Consider the following 21,571-nt stretch of genomic DNA (forward strand, 5'->3'; position numbering starts at 1 on the left):
AGAAGAAAAAATGCGAATCAAAATCCTTAGTTTGTTATCAGCAAGTGCTTTTGCGCTGACGGCGTGCGTCGGCAATGCACCCTCTCCCGAAACAGAACCGACCAACGTTTCTGCTGCAGAACCTTCTGAACAAGAACCGTCCAGCATTCCGTCGAGCGATTCGTCGCTTCAACCGGAATCTAGCGAACAATCGGGTGTATATTTCAATTCGCAGGCACTCGATGACCACCGATTGGCTACCCCGGAAAATATTCCGACTGTCCCCGATTACAGCAGTTCTTCGAGCAATGGCCAAACAAGCGCCGCAATTTCCGACCCGTACACAGCAATTCCTGCTATTGTCCAAAGCATTTTTGATTACGCCAACACCTTGTACCAGGCAGGCTATACCGATTCCGCAAGCGCCTACCTGGAACGTTTCCGCGTCATCAAGCCCTTGTGGGAACAGTGGGAATCCAAGGCCGATTCCATGCTAAATGAATTCGGAAAGACTCGCGCCGAAAAGGCAAAAGCATTCGAGCCGATGGTATTCCAGATTCAGAACATGAACCGCGCCAATTCCGACTACGGTCTTGTGGCACAAACCGCAGACAGTTTGATTGCGCTAGCCCCGGGCGATTCCCTGACACAATGGGCCAAGGCACAAAAGAGCGTTGCCTACAAGAACACGCTCACAAAAGCAAAGAAGGAATACGCCACCATCAAGGATTTAGCGGACAACCAAGCGCAATTCGCTGAAGCCGAAAAGCAGGCTCTTACATTCCAGATGCGCTACCGCGACTTCGAAAACGACCTGCACATTCAGGCGCTCATCGACCACATTCGCGAACTGGCGCAGGCAAATGATGCAGCAGCCACCAAGTATTGGGAATCGCACGACCCGGCACAGGCTCTCGCCAAGGCAGACACGCTCTTGCAAAAGGAAAAGTTCAACGAAGCCAAGGAACTTTTGATGAAGCTGAGGGCAAGCAAGCTCCGCAAAGAAGCCAACGAGCTCTACACAAAGCTTGCAGATGCTTTCTGCACCAAACAGCGCAAGACAACAAGTCAAACTTTTGCCAAGGCACAAAAGCAAAAGGATGCCGCCAAGAAGAAAAAGTTGTTGCAAGACGCAATCGCACCGCTTGACAAATGCCTGACGGAATATCCGGACAATCCGCAAAAGCAGAAAGTCATTGAAAACAAGCAGTTCCTAGAGCAGGAATTAGGGAAATAAGCTACAGCTCTACCAGAATTCCCGCCTGCACGTAGGCGTAGCCTTTGCCGTCGTGGTCAAGGAACTGGTAGCCACCCATTACCATGATGGATGAGAAATCACCATTCTTGATATCAAGGCCACCTCCGGCACGCCAGAACATTTGGTGATTCGAGCCGCATAAATAGCCCCAGTCACCTGTAGCCACAGGCAAAACAGTGCTTCCGATAGGCAGGCGAACCCACACGCTACCCGATACCGGAATCAAGCTCACGTTATCGATTTCTTGATAACCCGTGCCAATACCGAAAAAGAGCATTTGATCAATCGGATACCAAAAGTGACCGAATATGTTCAAGTTGAACTTGCCCATTTCGCTCACATGATTGACGATGCCACCCTGCACATCCATGGTAAATGCACTTGCCGGCATAACGGCAAACGCTAAAGCCAACAGCAGGGATTTAAACGTCAAGTTCTTCATGAATGCCACACGGATTGGATTTTACTCACGTAAAATCAAATTATAAAATTTACTCGTCGCTGCGGGCTTCGCGAGCCCAACCGCCGCTCTTTTCGGGTTTGAACGCCATAAAGAAACCTTTAAGCATGGCGTAGTTCATCGAGAGGAAGTAGTAACCGCTCGGCACAATCTTGAAAGCCGCAACCAGCAAGGCAAGCGACATCGCGCCAAAGAAAATCTGGTAGAAGAGTCCGCTTGTAAGCAAGAGCGCGTTAGCGATATACAGCAAAATCAAAATGTGCGGAGAGAACCAGCGCAGAATCTTGTGCGAGAAGAACAAGTAGGCAAGCAGCGGGTGCAGCGGATTCAACAGCGGCAAATAAGAGAACAAGAAGTTAAAGTTCGCGCGGCCGATACGCACCTTACGGCGGAATTCACCGCTCGATTCCTTAGACGTCTGTTCAGTACCGATAGCGCTTGTCACGAACGTGCAGTAATAACCTTTTTCAAGCACCTTGGTTGTCACAAAGAAGTCATCCATGACGCTCTTCTTGATCGGCAGTTCCGTATACAAGTTGCGGCGGATTGCATAGAGGGCGCCGTTGCCACCAATCAGCATATCGAGCACGCCTTCGAACTTCTTGATTTCAGATTCCAAATCCCAGTAAGAACTTTCGCCGCGACCCAGCGTAGAGCCGCTCTTGTCCGACAGAATCAAGTGACCGCAGGCGCAACCGATTTTCTTGTCTTGGAACGGAATCACGAGCTTGCGCACCACATTCGGGAAAAACATCGTGTTCGCATCGCAAAAGAGCAAAATGTCATTTTTCGCAATCTTGTTCAAGCGATTCAGCATAGCGGCCTTGCCCGCATTCTTGGGAGCCTTGACCAGCGTGATCCCCTGCGATTCGTAGCGAGCGACAATTTCGGCAGTTTTGTCTGCAGAGCCATCATCGCCAATCAAAACTTCCAGTTTGTCCTTGGGGTAATCGATTTCCAGAATGTTCTGAATCTTGCGTTCAATCACCGCCTCTTCGTTGTAGGCAGAAATCAGAATCGATACCGTCGGGAGTTCGACATTGCCCTGTTCCGGAGCCTTGCGACGCTTGAAAATTTCACTCACGAACGGGAGCGTCATCGGGAACAGCAAATAGCCATGCACCAACAAAAAGAGCATCGCCCAGAAAACCACTTGTACATAAAAAAGGAATTGTTCGTTCATCGAGACATCCACTCCTTCTCTTTTTCAAGGAACTGGTACAGCATGTATTGCAACTCTTGCGGCGACATAGAATCAGTCACCGTCAAAATACTCATGCCCTTCGGGGCAACAAGCACGAAAGCCGGAAGCGCATTCAGTTTCCATACATCAAAATAGCAACGTTGCACCGTTTTCTTTTGGCCGTCGCACATAATGGAATCCTGCGATTCGGCATTGAGTTTAACGGCATAAAAGCGCGTATTCAAAAGCGAAGCCACCGTGGGGTCGCTGTACACGTTTGCTTCCATCACGCGGCAAGGAATGCACCAGTCCGCATACAAATCCACAAAAATCAGCTTCGGTCCCGTCTTCGCCTTTTCAAGCGCTTCGTTATAATCCATCCAATGCACCAAGGATTTTTTAGCAGCCTTCTTGGCAGGCACCGCATCGTTCAGGGGGGCGGCAAAAGTAACCGATGCGCAAAGCACCACAAGCACCAACAAGCGTAAAATCAATGTACACCTCCCTTATGCGCAGGCATTTGAGGCATCATTTTTTTCGGGCCGTTTCCTTTCGCCGGCGTATTTTCTGCCGTCGCATTCGGTCCCGGCGGAGGCGCCAGCAGAGAATCGATGCGAGCGGTTACCGCTTTCTGGAACGGCACCCACTGGCGTTCATCATTCAAGATTTCGTCAGTTTTCGCAAGGAACTGTTCGCGCGTGTAACCTGCGGCCTTCAAGGCATCTTGGCGCACCAAGCGACCCACTGGGGAATCCTTGCCATAGGTGATTTCAGCCACGCGCAATTCGACAAACAAGTCAACGAACTTCTGGTCGACCGAGACTTCGCCGCTACAGCCGCCCATGCCGAAAACAGAAAACAAAAGAAGCGCAACGGCAAAAACCGCACGCGCCCCCATCGTCTTGTTTTCGACTAAAGCCATAGACACCTATCTTACTGGTCGTTTTCTTCCAGAGCGTTTTCGAAAAGGCCTTCCACGTATTCAGCCTTGCTGAAAGGCACCAGCTGGTCGATTCGTTCACCCATACCAATCCAGCGGATAGGAATCTGCAGCGAGCTTGCAATCGAAAGCACTGCGCCGCCACGGGCCGTACCGTCGAGCTTGGTCACCACAAGGCCGGTGAGCGGGAAACTCTGGTTGAAAATCTTCGTCTGGTTGATGGTATTCTGTCCGGTGTTGCCGTCGATTACAAGCCACATGTCGTGCGGCATGTCGGGGCTTACCTTCTTGATTACGCGGACAATCTTCTTGAGTTCTTCCATCAAGTAGTCTTTGTTGTGCAGACGGCCGGCAGTATCGATCAGAACCACGTCGCAGCCGCGGGCCACGGCCGCATTGCAGGCATCGAACGCCACAGCCGCAGGGTCAGAACCTTCCTGATGTTTCACGAATTCGGCGCCCGAACGCTCAGCCCAGGTTTCAAGCTGGTCGATGGCTGCAGCACGGAACGTATCGCAAGCCGCAATCATCACCTTCTTGCCTTCGTCTTTAAGGCGGGCGGCAAGCTTACCGATTGTAGTCGTTTTACCGGCGCCGTTCACGCCAATCACAAGCACCACGTGGGGTTTGCCCTTGAGTTCAAACGGCGGCGGATCCTTGAGCAGGCGTTCCGCTTCGCTGCGCATAATGCCCAGCACCTGTTCGGTCGTGAGCGACTTGCCCAAAGCTTGTTCGCGCAAGGCATCAGTCAACAGGAATGCCGCTTCGACGCCCACGTCGGCCTTGATCAGGTGTTCTTCGAGTTCCTCAAGAGTGTCGTCTGTAATTTTGCCTGCACCGACAATACCCTTGAGTTCGCCCATCAAGGCGTCGCGGGTCTTGGCAAGGCCACTCTTAATGGCAGAAAAAAGTCCCATTCGAAAATTTCCGTAAAATCGTTAAACGATGCTTTCGACCTTGTCGACCAGGCCGTAGGCCTTGGCTTCTTCGGCGCTCATAAAGTTGTCGCGTTCCGTGTCGCGGTCGATTTCTTCCATGGTGTGGCCAGAGGTTTCAGCAAGAATCTTGCCCGTAATGTTACGGATACGGAGCATTTCTTCGGCCTGAATCTGGATATCGCTTGCAGGGGCAACGATTTCACCGTGAATGAGCGGCTGGTGAATCATGATGCGAGCATTCGGCCAAGCGTAACGCTTGCCCTTCGCACCCGAAGTCAAAAGCACGGCGCCCATGGAGGCTGCCTGGCCGCAGCAAACCGTGACCACATCGCTCTGGATAGCGTTCATGCAGTCGTAAATGGCAAGGCCGCTAGAAATCACGCCACCCGGGCTGTTGATGAAGAAATAGATGTCTTCGTGGTTCAGAGAATCCAGGTACAAGAGTTCCTTCACAATACGTTCGGCGCTTTCGTCATCGACACCGCCCCACAAGAAAATTTTGCGCTTGGAGGCAAGGAATTCTTCAGCCTTCTTCATGATCTCGGAAGGGGCATTCTCTTTCTTTTCGTTGCAATCAGCCATAATAAATCCTTTTTGTTCAGGTACAATTTAGAAAATTCAATATATTATCGTCTTTTCATACCCATTTGTAAAGCAAGGATTTTAAAGGATTTGCTTGTGATTCCGGCGCAAAAAATTTTTTCTGCAAAAACAAGGGTCAAAAGTAGACACTTTGGCTCATTTTGGCGTGTTAATAAAAGAGGGAGTGCTCCACAATTTAACACGAAAGGAAAAAAATGAATATCAAGTCTTTTGATGACCTTGACATAACAGACCCGATTATGTTCGGGCTCGTTTTCAGCAACAAGCACATCGCAAAGCCCTTCATAGAACACTTGCTGGGCATTGAAATCGACCACTTGGAAACTCCGGTTCCTGAGGCGGTCTTGAGCTACGATGCGGAACACAAGGGCGTCCGCTACGATGTGTTCGCGCGTGAAACTAACGAAAATGGTGAAACAATCCGTTCCTTTGATTTGGAGATGCAAATGGTTGATACTAAGGAGCTTCCGCAGCGCGCCAGATACTATCAAAGCGTGGGGGACGGCGTAGCCCTTTCGAAGGGAAGCTTTTACACCAATCTCAAAGAACAGTATATCATCTTTCTTTGCCCTATGGATATTTTTGGGCGGGACTTTCCTGCGTATCATTTCGAAAACAGGGCGCGCGAAGATTTCAACGTCACATTGAACGATCTCACTTACAAGAATTATTATATATTTACAAGGTACAAGGATTTCAAAGACCCAGTCGTCAATGCGTACATGAAGTATTTTGCGACGAGGAATGTGGACTCCCGTGAAACTAAAACCATCAACGACCAAGTGTCTTATTACAAAGCCGACACTCTCATAAGGAACAGGTATATGACTTTCGAATATGACCTTTATGAAAGCAAGGAAAAAGGCAAAGCTGAAGCCAAACTCGAAATGGCAACGGCAATGCTTGCTGACGGCGAACCTATCGAAAAGATTGTCAAGTATTCGGGTCTTTCTGAAAAGAAAGTACTTGAATTAAAACCTTAAAACCAATTTTGGTAGCCCGGCACAACAACCGGGCTTTTTGTATTCGACAGGGCTAGGTGGGCGGAGGGGGGGGCTTGCGAGTGGTATGGAAAAAGGTATAGAAAAAGGTGCTCAGCAGGAACGCGAAAAGAACGATGCGTTGACAACTAAGCGTGCGGATTACTTACGTTCGCAGAACGTGCCTGACAGCGTGATTTCAGCAATGTTAGCTCTAAAATAGCGTTTTTGGCAAGTCCGAAACGTCCAAGTCGATCCTTTGGGTCGGCTTTTTAAATTTGAGAAAGAAGAATAATTTAAATTTGGTGAAAACGGGTCTTTTGAGGTTCTAGGAGGTTTTCTGTGAAAAAGTTTTTTGTGTTGTTGACTATTGCCGCTTTGTTTGTCGCTTGTGGCGATGAATCTAGTAGTTCTGCGCCTGCTTCGGACCCAAGCGAGGAATCGTCTTCGTCAATTGAAAAGACAAACGAATCTAGTTCCTCGGCGACAGTGAAAAATTCATCTAGCTCCGTCAGCGGAGACAAGAGCAGTTCTTCTGTCAAAAAAGAAGATTCTAGCAGCAGCGCTGTGAAGTCTTCTTCAAGCGTTACGCCGAAGTCGAGCAGCAGCGAAGAAGTTAAGCGGTCTTCTTCAAGTATTGTGGCTTTGAGCAGCAGCGTGGTGGAACCGTCGAGTAGCAGTTCGTTCGACAAGGAGTTTAATGGATCGCTTTGGCGTGCTGGCGCGTATAAAGCATTTGTTGACCCGCGCGACAACCGTGAATACTATTACATACAAATTACCGGCAAAGACACGGCAGGTAAGGCTGCCACAATCAAGGTGATGGCCGAAAACCTGAATGTCGGCGAATTCGTTTGGGGCTTTGAGGATCAAGAAGATGATTCTAAAATAGAACGCTACTGTTACAAAAACGATACTGCTAACTGCAACAAGTACGGTGGCCTATACCAGTGGGCAGAAATGATGCAGTTGCCGAGCCGTTGCAACACCGAAAGCTGTGCCGATTTAATCAAGCCAAACCACCAGGGAATATGCCCCAGTGGCTGGCGTCTGTTGACTTATAATGACTACTACATTGTGGTGCATGCTGATAACAATGAAGATGGAGTAAAGGGAACCCGTGCTGGTTGCTTTGGCGGCAGCGATGATACTGGCTATAGCCTTGTTGGTACTGGGATTAGGACAACTGAAGGGGGGTTTGATGATTTTGCTGAAGCAACTTTTTGGTATTATCCTGTTGAACAGTCTTCAAACCCACTTCGAGCTTCGTGTAATGGTATGAGTCGTTCTCAAACAACCATTTCACTTGGTTATCAAACAAAAATTTCAGGAACATCTGTCCGCTGCGTAATGGTTGAGTAACCACCATTATCGATGTCTAAACAGAAATCACGTTAGTGATTTCGAATCAGTGTGACAATTATATTGTAAAAAATGCCGTTAGGCATTTCCAATCCGTGTGGCCTTTTTAGCTTGCGTCAAAGGAGGTGCCGGGCAGTGCCCGGCATGACAGCGGGAGCGTCATGCCCAAAGGCGGAGGAAAGTAAGTCGGTGAGCGGACAGTAAAGGCCGCAGGCCGTAATTTGTCCGCGAAGCGAGCTTATACTCATAGAGCATAACTCAACTAAGGCAACGAGTTGCCAAGTTTCGTTTACTTCTGGAGCCGTTTGTAGCCGGGGCGTTGCGGGGCGGCGAGCGCCCGCAGAGGGGGTGCTGGAAGACCCGGCTATAGGCATAATTGTATATGGCCGAAGCGAATGTTGTTAGCAAGCGAACGAGCCACGGGAATTCCCGTGATAGTGAGCGGGTAACAACATCGCGAAGGCCATGCACATATGCCGGGGCTGCAAGCAGGGGGACCCCTCCCCCTTCAACATAAGCATATTTTTTTCAGTTTTATGTTCCACTGCCCATAAAAAATATACATTATGGGTGTAAACCCTTATATTTAGGATACTTATGGCATTTATTCGTGCAATTTTCTACTACTTGTTCATTGGAGTAGGGCTTCTCGTTATCGGTCTTCCGTTCATGTTCTACAAAGGCGTGCTTTGCAGGCGTTGGGCCGACAGTACCCGCATATGTATCCCATTTTTCCAGGTTTTGTTCAAGTTGTCGGGAATCAAGGTCGAAATCGAAGGCAAGGAGAATATCCCGGACCACAAGAAGTTCGTGCTTATTGCAAACCACCAGAGTTTTTTGGACATCAACGTGATTTGGCCCTCGATTACCATGACATCGTTCATTGCGAAGGCGGAACTCTGGAAGATTCCCGTATTCGGTTGGGTCTTGACTAAAATCGGCTGCATTCCGGTGCACAGGAACCCGCGCAAGAATTTGGGCATGGGCGCCACCGTGAAAAAACGCCTTGAAGACAACGTGACGATTTCGGTGTTCCCCGAAGGCCACCGCAGCAACGACGGACACATGCTCCCGTTCCAGAACGGCATTTTCCGTATGGCCAAGGAAAACGAATTCCCGCTATTGCCGGTGACGATTGTCGATAGCGGCAAGCGACTCGCCAAGACCAAGTGGGCTCAGACTCCGGGTGTGGTCAAAATCGTGGTGCACCCGTTGCAGACGCCCGAAAGTTTTAGAGACAAATCCGTCGCCCAGTTGCGCGACGAGATGCACAACATGATTTCATCCGCTTTGCCTTACAGACAAAACGCCCAACAGGAGGCTTAGTATGGCCCAGCATTTACCTAGTGAAGAACAGATTATTGCCATTTTACGCGACGAACCGATGGTCGGTAGCCGCTTACGTAGCGCGCTTGGCCTCCCCAAAAAGCAGAAGATGGCCTTTAAGCAGATGCTCGCGGACATGGTGGACCGCGGGCTGTTGAAGCGTACCAGCCACAAGGAATACCAGCTGGGCGATGGCGAAAGCGTCGAAGAAAAGCGCGAAAAACGTGTGAAGAAGATTGCGGAACAGTACCCCGAAGACAATCGCCGTCCGGGTGCTCGCAGCCGTAGGCAGAACGACAAGGAAAATGAAACCCGCGTGAAACGCGGCATTCTGCACCAGACCGGTGAAGAAGACTGGGAAGTGCACGAACTCGAAACCGGAAAGGTGTACGAGATGTGCCACCGCAGGCAGGCCCCGGGCAAGGAAGGCGAAACCATCAGCTTCACGCTGTATCCGCACCCAAAACTCAAGCACAGCTACCTCGCCAAGGTAGACCGCAGCGCCGAAGCCATGAACATCAGCTGGGACGAAGTCAAGACCAAGTTCATGGAAGATGCGAACTTGCCGAAGGACTTCAGCCCCGCTATCAAGAAGTATGTGGACGGCGTCAAGGAACCGTGCGGCAAGGATTTCAAGGGCCGCGTAGATTACAGGCAACTCACGATTCTCTGTATCGACCCCGACGGCGCCATGGACCATGACGACGCCATCAGCGTGGAACGAACCGCCAAAGGTGGCTACAGGCTGGGCGTGCACATCGCCGACGTGAGCTACTACGTGCCGGAAGGTTCCGAGCTCGACGAAGAAGCTCTGGAAAGGAGCTACACGCAGTACTTGCCGTGGACCGCTGTGCCGATGCTCCCGGAAAAGCTTTCAAGCAACGTGTGTAGCCTGCACCAGGGCGTGGACCGCTGCGCCTTCACCTGCATGATGGAACTCGACAAGCACGCGAACGTGCTCAGCTGGGATTTCCACCGCAGTATCGTGAAGATTACCAAGTCCATCACCTACGAACAGGCGATGGAAATGATGAAGAACGGCGACGACGACATCAAGGCGCTCGCCGAGGTGACCGCGCTTTTGAAACAGAACCGCACCAAAGACGGTCTGCTAGAATTCCAGAGCACCGAATTCGGCTGCAAGTTCAACGAAAAGGGCGAACCGGAAAAGATTTACCCGCGCACGACCGACGAATCGAACTCGTGGGTGGAAGAATGCATGCTCATCGCGAACAACTGCTGCGCGAAGGAACTCAAGAAGCGCAAGCTCCAGGGCATTTACCGTATTCATGAAGCGCCGGATACCAAGGACATCATGGAACTGTACTACATGTACCCGGACCTGTTCAAGGATTCTCCGGTGATGTTGCGCGACCTGGGCAAGCCCCGCAGCGGCGACACGAACCTGAACCCGACGGCATTCAAGCTTTACGAACACTTGGTGAAGCGTGCCGCAGGCGACGAGACTTTGACCAACCGCATTCTGCGCAGCATGCAGAAGGCACATTACGACAGCAACAGCTTCGGCCACTTCGCCTTGAACTGGCAGGACTACGCGCACTTTACCAGCCCGATTCGCCGTTACGCCGACTTGTGGTGTCACCGTGAACTCGCGCGCAAAGGTGCCGAAATCAACGCCGAACGCAAGAACAGCGTGATTGAAGTCTGCGACTTGATTTCTGCAAACGAAGTCAAGAACCAGAAGACCGAACGCATCGCTATCAAGGTGTGCAGCTGCTGGATTTTGAAGAGCCACATCGGCGACGACTTCGAGGCAACCGTCTCGGGCATCGAAGAATGGGGTATCTACGTTTCTATCGCAGACCCGATTGCCGAAGGCCTGGTGCGCTTCCGCGATATCGCAGGCGATGACTTCTACGTATTCAACCCGGATCAGGGACTCGCCTTTGGCAAGAAGAGCGGGCGTACGTTCCGCCGCGGCGACAAGGTGCTGGTGCGCCTTTTGAGGGTGGACCCTCTGCGCGGTCAGGCGGACTTCAGCATTATCGAAAAGCTCTCTAGCGAACCGAAGAAGCGCCGCCGTCAGGGTGATTCGCGCGACGATTATGGCGACTACCGCAACCGCGACGTTCACGAACGCGCTGACCGCGCCGCCGCGGCGGAAGCCCTCGGTTACGTGAGCCAGCCCGACGAAGATTTTGACGATGACGTTCCGGAATTCGTTTCGGCACACAGCCACATGAATCGCGGCGGTCGCGGAAAGTCCCGCGGAGGCAGGTTCGATTCCGACGCCCCGAGCTTCGAACGCCGCAGCTCTCGCGGCAGAGGCGGACGCAACGACCGTGGTGACGACCGCGAAGGATTCCACGTGGCAAGCAAACCGCGTAAGGGAGGCTCCCGCAAGGGTGCCGGCCGTAGCAACAAGAGCCACGGACGCGGCGGCAGAAGGTAATTCATGTCTAACGGCAAGGTCATTCTTTACGCAAGCTACCAGACCGGGGAAAAACTCCCCGGGTATGTGCGGTTTGCGCTAAAGCACCTTGCCGAGACCGATTTTACCGTCATACTGCTCACGAACAAGCGTCCGCTTTCGGCAGAGACGATGTCGTTTCTGGAAGACAACGAAATCAAGCTTTACCTGACCGAAAATCACGGGTTTGATTTTGGCATGTGGCGCAGGTTCCTGAAGGACCTTGCCAACGGGCGCAACAACCTTGTGGAATTCAACAGCATCACTCGCCTGCTGCTCGTAAACGATTCCATCGTATACTTCCAGAACAATTTCGCCGACTTTATCCGCCGCGCCGAAGCAAGTACCGCCGACGTGGTATCGCTCACGCAAAACGACGAAGTTCGCCCGCACTTGCAATCTTTCTTCTTGTACTTAAAGCAAGAGGCCTTAGGCGCCTTCTATTTGCATCTGTTGGAAACGCCCGAGCAAGAAACATTCTACGATGTGGTAAACCGCTTGGAAATCGGCATGGCAAGCGTCTTTGAAGAAGCCGAAATCAAAACGGCATCGCTCTACAGCACGCATTTACCTGCCATGTTCGCCTATCCCGAGCTGATTGCACAAGGAGGCGGATTTATCAAGCGCAAACTTTTGCAGTGCCGTTTTGACTTTAAGGAAAAAGTTCACTTTATTCGCCACGGCGCCTACAAAGCTTTAAATGCCGACTATCACAAGATGGTGATAGATGCAGGCCTTGCAAGCGACTTTAAAAAAGAATGGCTCCCGAAACATGTCGGAAGCTCTACAACGCAAGCCATCGATAAAATCTGGCAAAAGGCGTTCTACAAAGTCGGCTGGCCCGTGCTCCGCACCGCCATCAAAACCAAATACAAGATTCTAAACAGGAAACTCGAAGGCGACGAGTATAAATAAATTTTGTTACTATGCAAAAAGCTCCCGAAAAAATCGGGAGCTTTTTCAGTATAAATTTTGAGTGCAATTACTTCACGATTTCGGCGTCGACAACCTTCTTACCGTTCACGGTTTTCGGACTATTATTGCCGTTATCGCGGCGAATTATCTTGTACTGAATAATGCTCCAGAAGTTAGACACAATCCAGTAGAGCACAAGGCCAGAGGGCATCACTGCGCTGAACAGGAACATCATAGCAGGCATCATCCACACCATCATCTTCTGCTGGGCAGGATCCATAGCGCCGTTGCCGCTCATAGTCACCTTAGTTTGGAAGTAGGTCGTTACCACCATGATCCACGGGAGGAGAGCGAGGCCATCGGGCATAATGAACGGAATGCTGAAGCCATGGAAAATCACGTCGCTACGGCTAAGGTCGGTAATCCAGAGGAATGCCGGCATACCGCGGAGTTCGACAGCGCGACCGAGCACGAAGAAGAGGCCCATAAAGATCGGCATCTGGATAATCATCGGGAGGCAGCCACCGGTGCAGCTAGCGAGCGGGTTCACACCGTTCTTGGCGTAGAGTTCCATGACAGCGGCCTGCTTCTTCTGCGGATCGCTACGGTACTTCACGTTGATTTCGTCGAGCTGCGGTTTGAGCTTGCTCATAGCAGAAGTCGACTTGAGCTGCTTGATGGTGAACGGGGTCGTAATACCGCGAACAATGAAGGTCACGAGGATAATGGCGACACCGTAGTTCGGAATAATCGAGTAGAAGAACTTGAGCAACTTGAGCAACATGGCGCAAATCCACACGAACCACACGCTGGAACCCGGGAACCACTTGGAACCGGTCACGATGATTTTTTCGTAGCCCTGGCCGAGAGATTCAACTTCGGACCATTCGAGCGGGAGCACCATGAAGTTGTAAGCAACGGAATCACCGCGAACAGCGTCTGCAATGGAGAGGCTGTAGGTACCCGGATCCGGGTTGCCTTCGGTGGCGGTGTTAATGTGCTTGGCCTTGACCTGTGCGGGCACCGGAGAATCGAACTGCACCGACATAGCCACATACTTACGACGCATGCCGACCCAGTAGTAGTTGGCGTTGTCGAAGGTCATGGCGTCAGAGAAGGTTTCGCGTTCGGTGATTTCGTTATTCTTGAAAATCACTTCGCTAAAGAAATAGCTTGTACCGCCGAAGCTCTTGCCCTTCGGAATGATTTCGGTTTCACGCATGCCGCCCTTCCAAGAGAGCTCGTAATTTTCGACGCGGAAACCCTTGAACTTGTTCACCTGACGGACAGCGACGCCAGCCTTGGTAAAGCCGTAGCTACGCACCAGCTGGTTGCCATTAGCATCGGTAAAGACAAACTGAACCGTGGTATCGTTTTCGACATTGATCCATTCCGGAGCGTCTACATTGAACATGACATCGGAAAGGTCAGCACCGCCGAGCTTCAGGTCGAGGGCACCGAGAGTCGTATCTTGAATGAGTTCGGGGAAATGGTTTGCGGAATCCGGCAGGGCCTTCACGATGACGCTCTGGACCTTACCGCCCTTGTTAGAAAGGGTCATGATGAACTTGTCGGTTTCGACCGTAACCGTGCGCTGGGCAATCGGCTTCGGAGCTTCTGCTGCGGCGGAGTCGTTTGCGGCAACCGTGGAATCCTTCACGACGCTATCGGCAGCTGCGTTTGCGGCACCGAGAACCGGGGCAGCCTTGACTTCGGCCGTGGAGCCCGGGAGCACGAGTCCGCTTGCAGACGGAGCTTCGGCAGAATCGGCGACCTGAGCGGCAGCTTCCTTGGCTGCGGCTTGCTTTGCGAGCTTGGCCTTTTCGGCAGCTTCGTTATTTGCGCTGGTCGTCATGAACCACCAAATCATGATGGCACCGATAAGGATGGATCCGATGAGAGTATTCTTGTTCATCACTTTTCCTTTTTGGGCGGGACCGGGTCATAGCCGCCCTTGCAAAACGGGTTGCACCTTAAAATTCTAAAAGCCGCAAGATAGAAACCTTTAAACACCCCGTGCACCTTGATGGCCTCGATCGCATACTGCGAGCACGTCGGCTGGAACCTGCACACCCCATGAAAGAAAAACGGGTGAATCAACTGGTACAGCCGGATAGGGACTATCAAAAGGGTCTTTGCGACCTCGTTAACCTTGTGCGTCCAGGCCATCGGTCCATTCCATTTTCTTGAACACCTTGAGCGCCGATTCGCGCATGCGTTCCGAAGACATCACCTCGGAATTGTCGCTCACAATGATCATTGCCCACACGGGCTTTGCGATATGGGGAACCCTTTCAAAAAACAGGGGCCGCAGTAATCTACGGCACTTGTTGCGGTAAACAGCGTTACCGTTCTTCTTTTTTGCCAAAAAGCAAAAACGACAAAAACCGTCCGGGCTTTCAATCCAACGCATCGTGAAAGACGGCGTGCGGATGAACTTCCCATGGACGGCTACTTGCCGATAAGCTGGCTGGTTAGGCAGCCTATAGGAGCGCAACGAGGCTATGAGCCAATCCTACTTTTTGTAGATGGTGTCGCTCACGGTGAGGCGCTTGCGACCCTTGGCGCGACGACGGCTCAGAACAGCACGACCCCAACGGTCTTCCATGCGGGCACGGAAACCATGCTTGTTGGCGCGCTTACGATTATGAGGCTGGAATGTTCTTTTCATTGTAGTAACCTTTAGTAAAAGTCAAATTTTTGAGTCTCAAAATTAGAAAAATTCCTAGATAAATCAAGGGGTCAAGGGGCCTCGTAAGCAAGTTTTACGGACATTTTTCACCTTTCCCCCGCGGGCCCTTCAATTTATCAACAATCTATCAACACCTTTAAAAATCGCAACCAGAATCTACTGTCGATTTTGACATTTTCATTTTAGTTATATTTCCCGGCGATTATGAAGAAGAAAATCCTACTTTCCCTTTCGATTTCTGCTTTGGCCCTCTTTGGTTGCACCAAGGGGCTCAAGCCTAACGACCCGGATGTGTACAAGACCAAGACGGGTATTATCGGCGTGTTCCGCCAGTCGGCATTCTACTGCGAAAACGTAATGCCGCAATACATAACGCTTGGCGCCCAGAAAGTGATCGTGAAACCGGGCTGGAGCAACGAACAGGACAACCTGTTCATTAGCGAAATGAAGCCAGGCATCGCTCCGCTGTACAGCTACGAATACTCCTGCGGCGAAGACGAAACCAAGCTGAAACTCGACACGACCGACAACGGCAAGAAACCTTTCCCGTACGCCGTGAAGATTCCGGACCAGGGATTCTGCAAGATCGTGATTTCGTTCCTCGAAAACGACAACCTGTTCTCGCACAACGACGACCTTTTGAGCGAATACTTCGAAAAGAACGAAGTGGCCGCCGGTTACCCGAACATTCCGTACTGCGACGTGATCGACACCAAGGGTAGCGTGGTGACCTTCATGAACCGCGACTCGCTTTACCGCGAACAATACAACGCCGCTCGCGAAAAGGCAAAGAACCTGGGTGCCGAAGACATTCAACCGCTGGTTACCATCGGCGAAGGCTCCGACTTGGCTAGCTTGAGCGGCGACAACACTCAAGTCGTGCTGGTAACTTGGCACAACGACGGCGAGCGATTCAAAGACGGCGAAATCACACACTTGAAAGATGACGAAGTGCTTTGGTCCTTCACCGACAAAGAATTCTTGAAATGGTTCCGCGAAAATCACGACAAGGTGGACAACTGGGATATCCGTTTGAAGCAGCTTTTAGGCAAGTCGCCCGACACCGACAACAGGTACTTTACCGTATTCTGGGTACGAGTGACCGACGTGTTCCGCCCGGCATTCTTCCCCGAAATCAACACCGACATGATGAATACCGCCTTCACGAACACTCTTGAAGAAGACACAAGCGAAAACGCCATGTGGTTCAAGAACTGGTTCGACAAGACGAATGCTTCTGCTTACCGCAAAGACGGATTCCCGTGGACACGCCTTGGCTACACCTACGACTGGGGCAATCCGGACAGCAAGTACGGTCTTTCGGAATTCATTGTGAAGGAAGGTGCCGAAATCGAGGTGAAGTTCACCCGCAAGAACCGCGCATTCCTCACCTGGATGAAAGACAGAATGTAATATCCAACAAAAAGAAATTCTTTTTTGTTGCCACACGGATGGTACTAAATGCTAGGCTCAAAAATAGACTTGCAAGCAATCCTGCTTCACTCGCCTTACGCATTTATTGGGAATCACTAACGTGATTCCTTTTTCGTATCATTTTATTCAATCAACAAAATTCAGATTTTACGTTAGTAAAATCGAATCAGTGTGACACAAGAACCTTGTATAATTCCTGGCCGGCGGATTGATACTTACGTTCAAAAGCGGTTTCCGGATTTTCAGGATCAAAGGCGCCAAGTTCCACCTTGAACCGAAGCGAAAGCGCATTACCGAGGACATGAGCGGCTTCGGCGAATTCGCGGGCATAGATATCCCAATTGGTGCGGAGTTCCGTCACCGGGCTCAGGCGAAGTAACGTCGGAAAAATCGGATGCAAATGAAAACGCCGAGTCGCCTCGCTTTCCTTAGGCCACGGGTTCGGGTAATAGAGCGCATGGTGCAAGATTCGCCACTCGCCCGCATCTACTTTTTCAATCGCCAGGCGCCAAAAGTCCAAGAGTTCGGCGCGCACCCAGAAGGCATTTGCCGGAACATCGCAAGAACCGCCCGCCGAAACTTCGAGCTGTCGTTCATTGCCAGCTTTCGAGAGTCGAACCGCCGACTTGTCGATTCCGATGACCGGAACATTCGGGAATTTCTTTGCCAAATGCAGAGAGCTTTCGCCGGTACCACAGCCCGAATCCAGCACGAGATCCAAGCGCCCTGTAGCCCTAGCCCCATAAAAAGAGCGCACGAAGTCCGAGGCCTTGTCAAACGCTTCGCGGGTATGGTCCGCCACCGGACGCAAAAAAGTCGTGGCAGCGTACTTACGCACCACGGCTTCTAAATTCTTGTATATATCGTCTTGGTTGCTGGTTACAGAGCGGACTGTCACTACTTTTCCCAAATGGAGAGGCGATCGCCACCAATGAGTTCGACGTCGTCAAGCCAGACTTCTGCGTAGCCGTTGATCGTCTTGAAATCCCATGCCAACTGGTTCACGCACTTGAAAGCGCCCTTGTCACCATTCAGCGGCACACTCACGCGCACCCATTCGTTTTCAAGACCGTATTCGAACTGAATCAACTTCTGGTGAGCCGGTTCCAAATTAGAATCGATAATGTTAAAGACAATAGAGCCGATTCCCTTAATGCGGAAGGCGACAGAATCCACCGACGAAATATCGTTGCAAAGCGCCTTGTCACTCTTGCCAAGTTCGACACCCATGGTTGCCCAGGCAGAAATCGCATTTCCGGCCGAATCTTCAGTCGCATAGCCGAAATGGGCTGCCACGTGAGCCGAGATGTTGCCGTTTTCGTTAGCAAGCGTAAAGAGATGGTTTTCACCAATCACAAAGTCAGGAGTCACATTCTCGGCAAAGTCAAAATACCACCAACCACCGTCGTAGGTACGCGCAGGCATAAAGCGATTCTGGTAGTTAGAATCCTGGAAGTCTTCCAGCAACAGGGCTCGACTTTCGTTGGCAAACGTGCTAGACTCAGTCTTTTCGCCAGCCACGACCTTCAAATAGGTACTGCTCGTATCGCGGTCATCAATGTCCGAAATGAACACAAGGCTCAAGGCGCCTTCGGGAAGGGAATCCAGCGTAAAGACACCGTCGACCACCTTGGCGGAATGGCCCAGGCCGCGGACCTTGACAACACCGTTAGCGGAGTCGCCCACCACGCCAGAAACAGCGGCCATCTTTTTCAGTTGGTCCTTGCCCAAATCGACACTGGCGCCAGAAACGCTCACCAGCATCTGCAGGGCTTCGCCGTCAAGTTTCGCTTCGAGAGTGTAATCACCGTCGGCAACGCCTTCAATAGTCACAACACCCTTCTTGTCGGCTTCGGCAGAGTATGCCTTTTCGACGTCCAGGCCTTCGCTATCCATAAGGCGAACCTTAGCAAGAGCTGCAGGCGTTTTATCGGCTGTGATAATCTGGGCTGTAATGGCGTTTCCCGCTTCGGTACCGCTCGGGCCACCGCCCGCTGTTTTGGTTTCACCGCACGCCGAAAGACCAAGCCCAAAGGAAAGGGCAAGAATCGAAGTCGCAGTGAACTTAGCCATATTTGCGGGGCTATTCTTTAGCACATTCCAAAAATAGAAATTTTCGTTGAGGTTGCGCATTACACCCCCTTGTTTTGCGGAGCGGCTCCGGTATCGGGGTCGTCCACCTTGTCAGACAAAGGGAACATCGCAATATTTAAAGCATACACACGGTCAGCGCGTTCACTCTTGCGGGCAAACTGCAGCAAACCTCTACGGAATTCTTCGATACGGTGACGGATTTCAGGTAAATCAGATTCATCGGCAGTAAACACGACAGAAGAAATATCGCGTTCTTCGGGTTTGTGACGATCAATCGATTCCTGAGCAAGTTCAATTGTATGCCTGTGGAAGTCGCGAACCGCCTGGCTCTTGACTTCGCCACCCGTACTAATAATCTGATCGGTAATGTTCCAACCGCCGTTGCCATCGGGCACGACAAGGCCAAGCTGCTTTAAAATGCCAAGGGCAGAGCGTGCTTCGTCCTGAGAAATGGCAGGATTCAAGCTCTTGCCGAGCTTGCCGATATCGCTAGTATCCTTGGTAATGCCAATCAAGGCGCGGAGAGCGGCACAAGCCCAGCTGCCGAAATACGAAAGTTCCGGCGTCGACAGGATTCGGGTTTCCATGGAACGCAATTCCATGAGTCGATAGTACAGTTCCGAAAGAGTCTGCTTGGCTTTGGTCTTGTTGAAACGGTATAAAGTCTTGAAATATTCGGCACGGCGATCATCAAGTCCGCAAATACGGATAAATGCCGGGAGCGTGCCTTCGTTCAAATGCCCTTCTTTCTGGAACACGCGCACAAGCCAGGCCGGGTCTACACCGGTCTTCTGGCCAAGATAGCGGTACGAGGTGAAGGGGCTGCCTTTCTTGGTTTCGACAAACCAATCCTTCAGGAACTCGCGGTATTCCAAATAGTCTAATACTTCGGGCATAGCCATAATTTACCCAAATATAGATAGAAAATGTTTACAATCCGTTGAGAGTTATAAAGTTCCGTTGCTTTTTTTACAACAGCAATTCTCAACACCCCCAAAGCCCCAAAAATGCGATTTTTAGGAAAATCCGCGAAATTCGTCTAATTTCAATGATTTTGGCAGCGAAAACAGGCCACCGCGAGCAAAAACACCGCGTCTTACAGCTCGATACCGGTGTCGCGCTCAATGACCGTTTCACAGGCCGACTTGAAGGTTTCGGGAGTGGCGATGATGGTCACGGACTGTTTGGCGCGGGTGATTCCGGTGTAAAGAATCTGACGATTCAGCAAGGGATGCCCCGGGCGGGTTGGCAAGAACATCAGCACATGATCGTATTCAGAACCTTGTGCCTTATGCACCGTCGAAGCGTATGCCAGCTCAAAGACATCTTTTGGGAACAGGTATGTCGGATAAAAGACAAAGTCGTTGCCCTTCTTGAACATCACATAACTTTCGCCGAACTTGTCATAACAGAGAACGCACATATCGCCATTATAAAGCCGGAACGTTTTCTGGTTCTTGACCAACATGAGCATTTTGCAAACCTTTTTCCCACGATATTTTTCAAAGGTCTGCTTTTCTACGAACTGCTCTATATACTGGTTGATTGAATCAGTCCCGATAACGCCCTGCCTTTCTGCCGAAAGGATTTTCGAATGCGTGCAGATATCCCAAACTTTCTGACGCAACAGAGATTCCTCATCTTGCGGAGAGCATTCCCTTTTCGGGTCGATTTGACTTGCCAAGGTTGCAAAGTCGAGCATGTATTGCTCAAACCATTTCTTAAGCAAGCTATCGATTTCAGCGCGGTTGATTTCTGACGAAGTAGCCAGCAATTGCACGGCATTTTGTGCGTCGCCAGGATTCCACGAAGAAATCGGCTTGAAGGCAAAACGATTTTCCACATTTTCGAGCGAAGCCAATTGACCGATTTCAGAATTCTTGTTAAACCTTCTGGAAACCGTCAACATTACGGTCGAATTGAGTTTTACACCAAGCAAGTCACCGAGTACGGCGCCCGCATCGACAGGCGGCAACTGGTCGGCATCGCCCAGCAAGAAAATCTTGGCATTTCGCGGAATCGCTTTCAAGAACGCACCGAAAAGCGTGATATCGACCATGCTCGATTCATCAATCACAAAAACAGCGCTTTCAGGAAACGGATTGTCTTCGTCATGGAAAAACTTGTTTTCGTTTGGCAAATAACCCAACAGGCGGTGAAGCGTATACGTTTCTGCCTTCGCGATCTTGTCGTATACCGCAAAATTATTTTCAAGTTCCTCGGAACAGACCAAGTTCATGGAGCTCACGATGCTTTCTTTCATGCGGTCAGCGGCCTTGCCGCTCGGAGCCGCCAAATAAAGCGGATGTTCCAAAAGTTCCGGATGCACGCAATAAAGTTCTCGCAGCAAGAAGAAGATAACCGTCGTCTTGCCGGTGCCTGGGCCGCCCGTAATAATCAGGTTTTCATAGACACCACGGAGAATTGCTTCGGCCTGAGCCTCTTCGAGACGCACCGGATTTCCGGCGCTATCTTTTGTGAATGTGGCAACACGTTCGATGCACTTGGCAACATCGCTCTTGTCGAATGAGTGAGCCACGAACAATTCACGCACTCTCTTTTCGACGACAAGCTTGGAATAGAAATATTTTGACGGATAAAGATAATTATCCTTCAGCGTAAACGGCTTTTTAAAGAAAGACTCTTCAGAATCTCCGCCACCAACGACGCTTTCGTAGTCGCCACCATTCATTTTCGCGACCGCACTTTGAAGCGATTCCATATAAGCGGAATTGCTAGGAACCGCAAAATTTTCGAGCGTATTCAAAAGTCGCGATTCCAGTCTATCCAAATCAAGCGGGATTCGCGTATCGCCGCGGCCTTGCCTACAAAGGAGTAACGCGAGCAAGTCTATCAAATGCGAATCGGCATCGGGGCAAAATTCGGGAATTGCATCAAGCAATCTCTTTTGCAAAAGAGTTACCGCGCCACATTCGACTAACGCATTCATCAAATTTTCGTTATTCTTGTCCATGG

22 protein-coding genes are annotated in these 21,571 nt (G+C 50.8%); 8 read left to right on the top strand and 14 right to left on the bottom strand.

All coding sequences use genetic code 11. The features are described 5' to 3' along the window. Window positions 1–10 precede the first annotated feature (10 nt). Window positions 11–1,216: a hypothetical protein gene (locus QOL41_RS03250; protein ID WP_283428631.1), complete on the top strand. Its 1,206-nt coding sequence runs from the start codon at window positions 11–13 to the stop codon at window positions 1,214–1,216. A 1-nt stretch (window position 1,217) separates the two neighbouring features. On the opposite strand, the gene QOL41_RS03255 is transcribed toward QOL41_RS03250, so the two are convergent. Genes QOL41_RS03255 through QOL41_RS03280 form a run of 6 tightly spaced genes read right to left on the bottom strand, consistent with a single transcriptional unit; the run spans window position 1,218 to window position 5,340 of the window. Beyond that, complete coding sequence (locus tag QOL41_RS03255) at window positions 1,218–1,679, bottom strand: hypothetical protein (protein WP_283428818.1); 462 nt, start codon at window positions 1,677–1,679, stop codon at window positions 1,218–1,220. 49 nt (window positions 1,680–1,728) lie between these two features. Beyond that, a complete protein-coding gene (locus QOL41_RS03260) occupies window positions 1,729–2,880 on the bottom strand; it encodes a glycosyltransferase family 2 protein (RefSeq protein WP_283428632.1) in 1,152 nt (383 codons plus the stop codon). Next, entirely contained in the window at window positions 2,877–3,374 is a 498-nt protein-coding gene (locus tag QOL41_RS03265) for a thioredoxin family protein (RefSeq protein ID WP_283428633.1), read from the bottom strand. Before QOL41_RS03265 ends, QOL41_RS03260 begins: the two co-directional genes overlap by 4 nt. Then, on the bottom strand, window positions 3,371–3,802 hold the full coding sequence (locus QOL41_RS03270) for a hypothetical protein (protein ID WP_173653823.1): 432 nt from the start codon (window positions 3,800–3,802) through the stop codon (window positions 3,371–3,373). Before QOL41_RS03270 ends, QOL41_RS03265 begins: the two co-directional genes overlap by 4 nt. A gap of 11 nt (window positions 3,803–3,813) precedes the next feature. Then, a complete protein-coding gene (gene ftsY / locus QOL41_RS03275) occupies window positions 3,814–4,737 on the bottom strand; it encodes a signal recognition particle-docking protein FtsY (protein WP_283428634.1) in 924 nt (307 codons plus the stop codon). A gap of 21 nt (window positions 4,738–4,758) precedes the next feature. Beyond that, window positions 4,759–5,340 (bottom strand): ATP-dependent Clp protease proteolytic subunit, encoded by a 582-nt coding sequence (locus QOL41_RS03280; RefSeq protein ID WP_072798113.1) that lies wholly within the window; start codon window positions 5,338–5,340, stop codon window positions 4,759–4,761. A 215-nt stretch (window positions 5,341–5,555) separates the two neighbouring features. Between QOL41_RS03280 and QOL41_RS03285 the strand changes: the two genes are divergently transcribed. The 6 genes from QOL41_RS03285 to QOL41_RS03310 all read left to right on the top strand — a co-directional run bounded on the left by QOL41_RS03285 (window position 5,556) and on the right by QOL41_RS03310 (window position 12,375). Then, a complete protein-coding gene (locus QOL41_RS03285; RefSeq protein WP_283428635.1) occupies window positions 5,556–6,344 on the top strand; it encodes a PD-(D/E)XK nuclease family transposase in 789 nt (262 codons plus the stop codon). A gap of 85 nt (window positions 6,345–6,429) precedes the next feature. After that, window positions 6,430–6,564, top strand: a complete 135-nt coding sequence (locus QOL41_RS03290; protein ID WP_283428636.1) for a hypothetical protein — start codon at window positions 6,430–6,432, stop codon at window positions 6,562–6,564. Window positions 6,565–6,683: 119 nt separating this feature from the next. Next, window positions 6,684–7,703: an FISUMP domain-containing protein gene (locus QOL41_RS03295; protein WP_283428637.1), complete on the top strand. Its 1,020-nt coding sequence runs from the start codon at window positions 6,684–6,686 to the stop codon at window positions 7,701–7,703. Window positions 7,704–8,300: 597 nt separating this feature from the next. Continuing rightward, window positions 8,301–9,029: a lysophospholipid acyltransferase family protein gene (locus QOL41_RS03300; RefSeq protein WP_283428638.1), complete on the top strand. Its 729-nt coding sequence runs from the start codon at window positions 8,301–8,303 to the stop codon at window positions 9,027–9,029. A gap of 1 nt (window position 9,030) precedes the next feature. Further along, a complete protein-coding gene (locus QOL41_RS03305; RefSeq protein WP_283428639.1) occupies window positions 9,031–11,442 on the top strand; it encodes a ribonuclease R family protein in 2,412 nt (803 codons plus the stop codon). Between the two features lie 3 nt (window positions 11,443–11,445). Beyond that, entirely contained in the window at window positions 11,446–12,375 is a 930-nt protein-coding gene (locus QOL41_RS03310; protein ID WP_283428640.1) for a rhamnan synthesis F family protein, read from the top strand. Window positions 12,376–12,442: 67 nt separating this feature from the next. On the opposite strand, the gene QOL41_RS03315 is transcribed toward QOL41_RS03310, so the two are convergent. From QOL41_RS03315 to rpmH, 4 genes are read right to left on the bottom strand one after another with little or no spacing between them, the layout of a single operon-like run. Next, complete coding sequence (locus QOL41_RS03315) at window positions 12,443–14,290, bottom strand: YidC/Oxa1 family insertase periplasmic-domain containing protein (protein ID WP_283428641.1); 1,848 nt, start codon at window positions 14,288–14,290, stop codon at window positions 12,443–12,445. Continuing rightward, complete coding sequence (yidD, locus tag QOL41_RS03320; RefSeq protein ID WP_173654385.1) at window positions 14,290–14,544, bottom strand: membrane protein insertion efficiency factor YidD; 255 nt, start codon at window positions 14,542–14,544, stop codon at window positions 14,290–14,292. Before yidD ends, QOL41_RS03315 begins: the two co-directional genes overlap by 1 nt. Next, window positions 14,522–14,872 (bottom strand): ribonuclease P protein component, encoded by a 351-nt coding sequence (locus QOL41_RS03325; RefSeq protein WP_233144200.1) that lies wholly within the window; start codon window positions 14,870–14,872, stop codon window positions 14,522–14,524. Before QOL41_RS03325 ends, yidD begins: the two co-directional genes overlap by 23 nt. Before the next feature lie 18 nt (window positions 14,873–14,890). After that, window positions 14,891–15,046 (bottom strand): 50S ribosomal protein L34, encoded by a 156-nt coding sequence (rpmH, locus tag QOL41_RS03330; protein WP_072979488.1) that lies wholly within the window; start codon window positions 15,044–15,046, stop codon window positions 14,891–14,893. A 225-nt stretch (window positions 15,047–15,271) separates the two neighbouring features. Between rpmH and QOL41_RS03335 the strand changes: the two genes are divergently transcribed. Next, window positions 15,272–16,480, top strand: a complete 1,209-nt coding sequence (locus QOL41_RS03335) for a hypothetical protein (protein ID WP_283428642.1) — start codon at window positions 15,272–15,274, stop codon at window positions 16,478–16,480. Between the two features lie 187 nt (window positions 16,481–16,667). On the opposite strand, the gene QOL41_RS03340 is transcribed toward QOL41_RS03335, so the two are convergent. The 4 genes from QOL41_RS03340 to QOL41_RS03355 all read right to left on the bottom strand — a co-directional run bounded on the left by QOL41_RS03340 (window position 16,668) and on the right by QOL41_RS03355 (window position 21,569). Next, window positions 16,668–17,399 carry a methyltransferase domain-containing protein gene (locus QOL41_RS03340; protein WP_283428643.1) on the bottom strand — a complete coding sequence of 244 codons (732 nt, stop codon included), beginning with the start codon at window positions 17,397–17,399 and terminating at the stop codon, window positions 16,668–16,670. Beyond that, a complete protein-coding gene (locus QOL41_RS03345) occupies window positions 17,399–18,634 on the bottom strand; it encodes a hypothetical protein (protein WP_283428644.1) in 1,236 nt (411 codons plus the stop codon). Before QOL41_RS03345 ends, QOL41_RS03340 begins: the two co-directional genes overlap by 1 nt. After that, a complete protein-coding gene (locus tag QOL41_RS03350) occupies window positions 18,634–19,491 on the bottom strand; it encodes a TIGR02147 family protein (RefSeq protein WP_072798354.1) in 858 nt (285 codons plus the stop codon). Before QOL41_RS03350 ends, QOL41_RS03345 begins: the two co-directional genes overlap by 1 nt. A 200-nt stretch (window positions 19,492–19,691) precedes the next feature. Beyond that, the gene (locus QOL41_RS03355; RefSeq protein WP_283428645.1) at window positions 19,692–21,569 is read right to left on the bottom strand and encodes an ATP-dependent DNA helicase; all 1,878 of its coding nucleotides are present in this window, start codon (window positions 21,567–21,569) and stop codon (window positions 19,692–19,694) included. Between the last annotated feature and the right edge of the window lie 2 nt (window positions 21,570–21,571).

The organism is Fibrobacter sp. UWB10, from assembly GCF_900182935.1.
Classification (GTDB): domain Bacteria; phylum Fibrobacterota; class Fibrobacteria; order Fibrobacterales; family Fibrobacteraceae; genus Fibrobacter; species Fibrobacter succinogenes_O.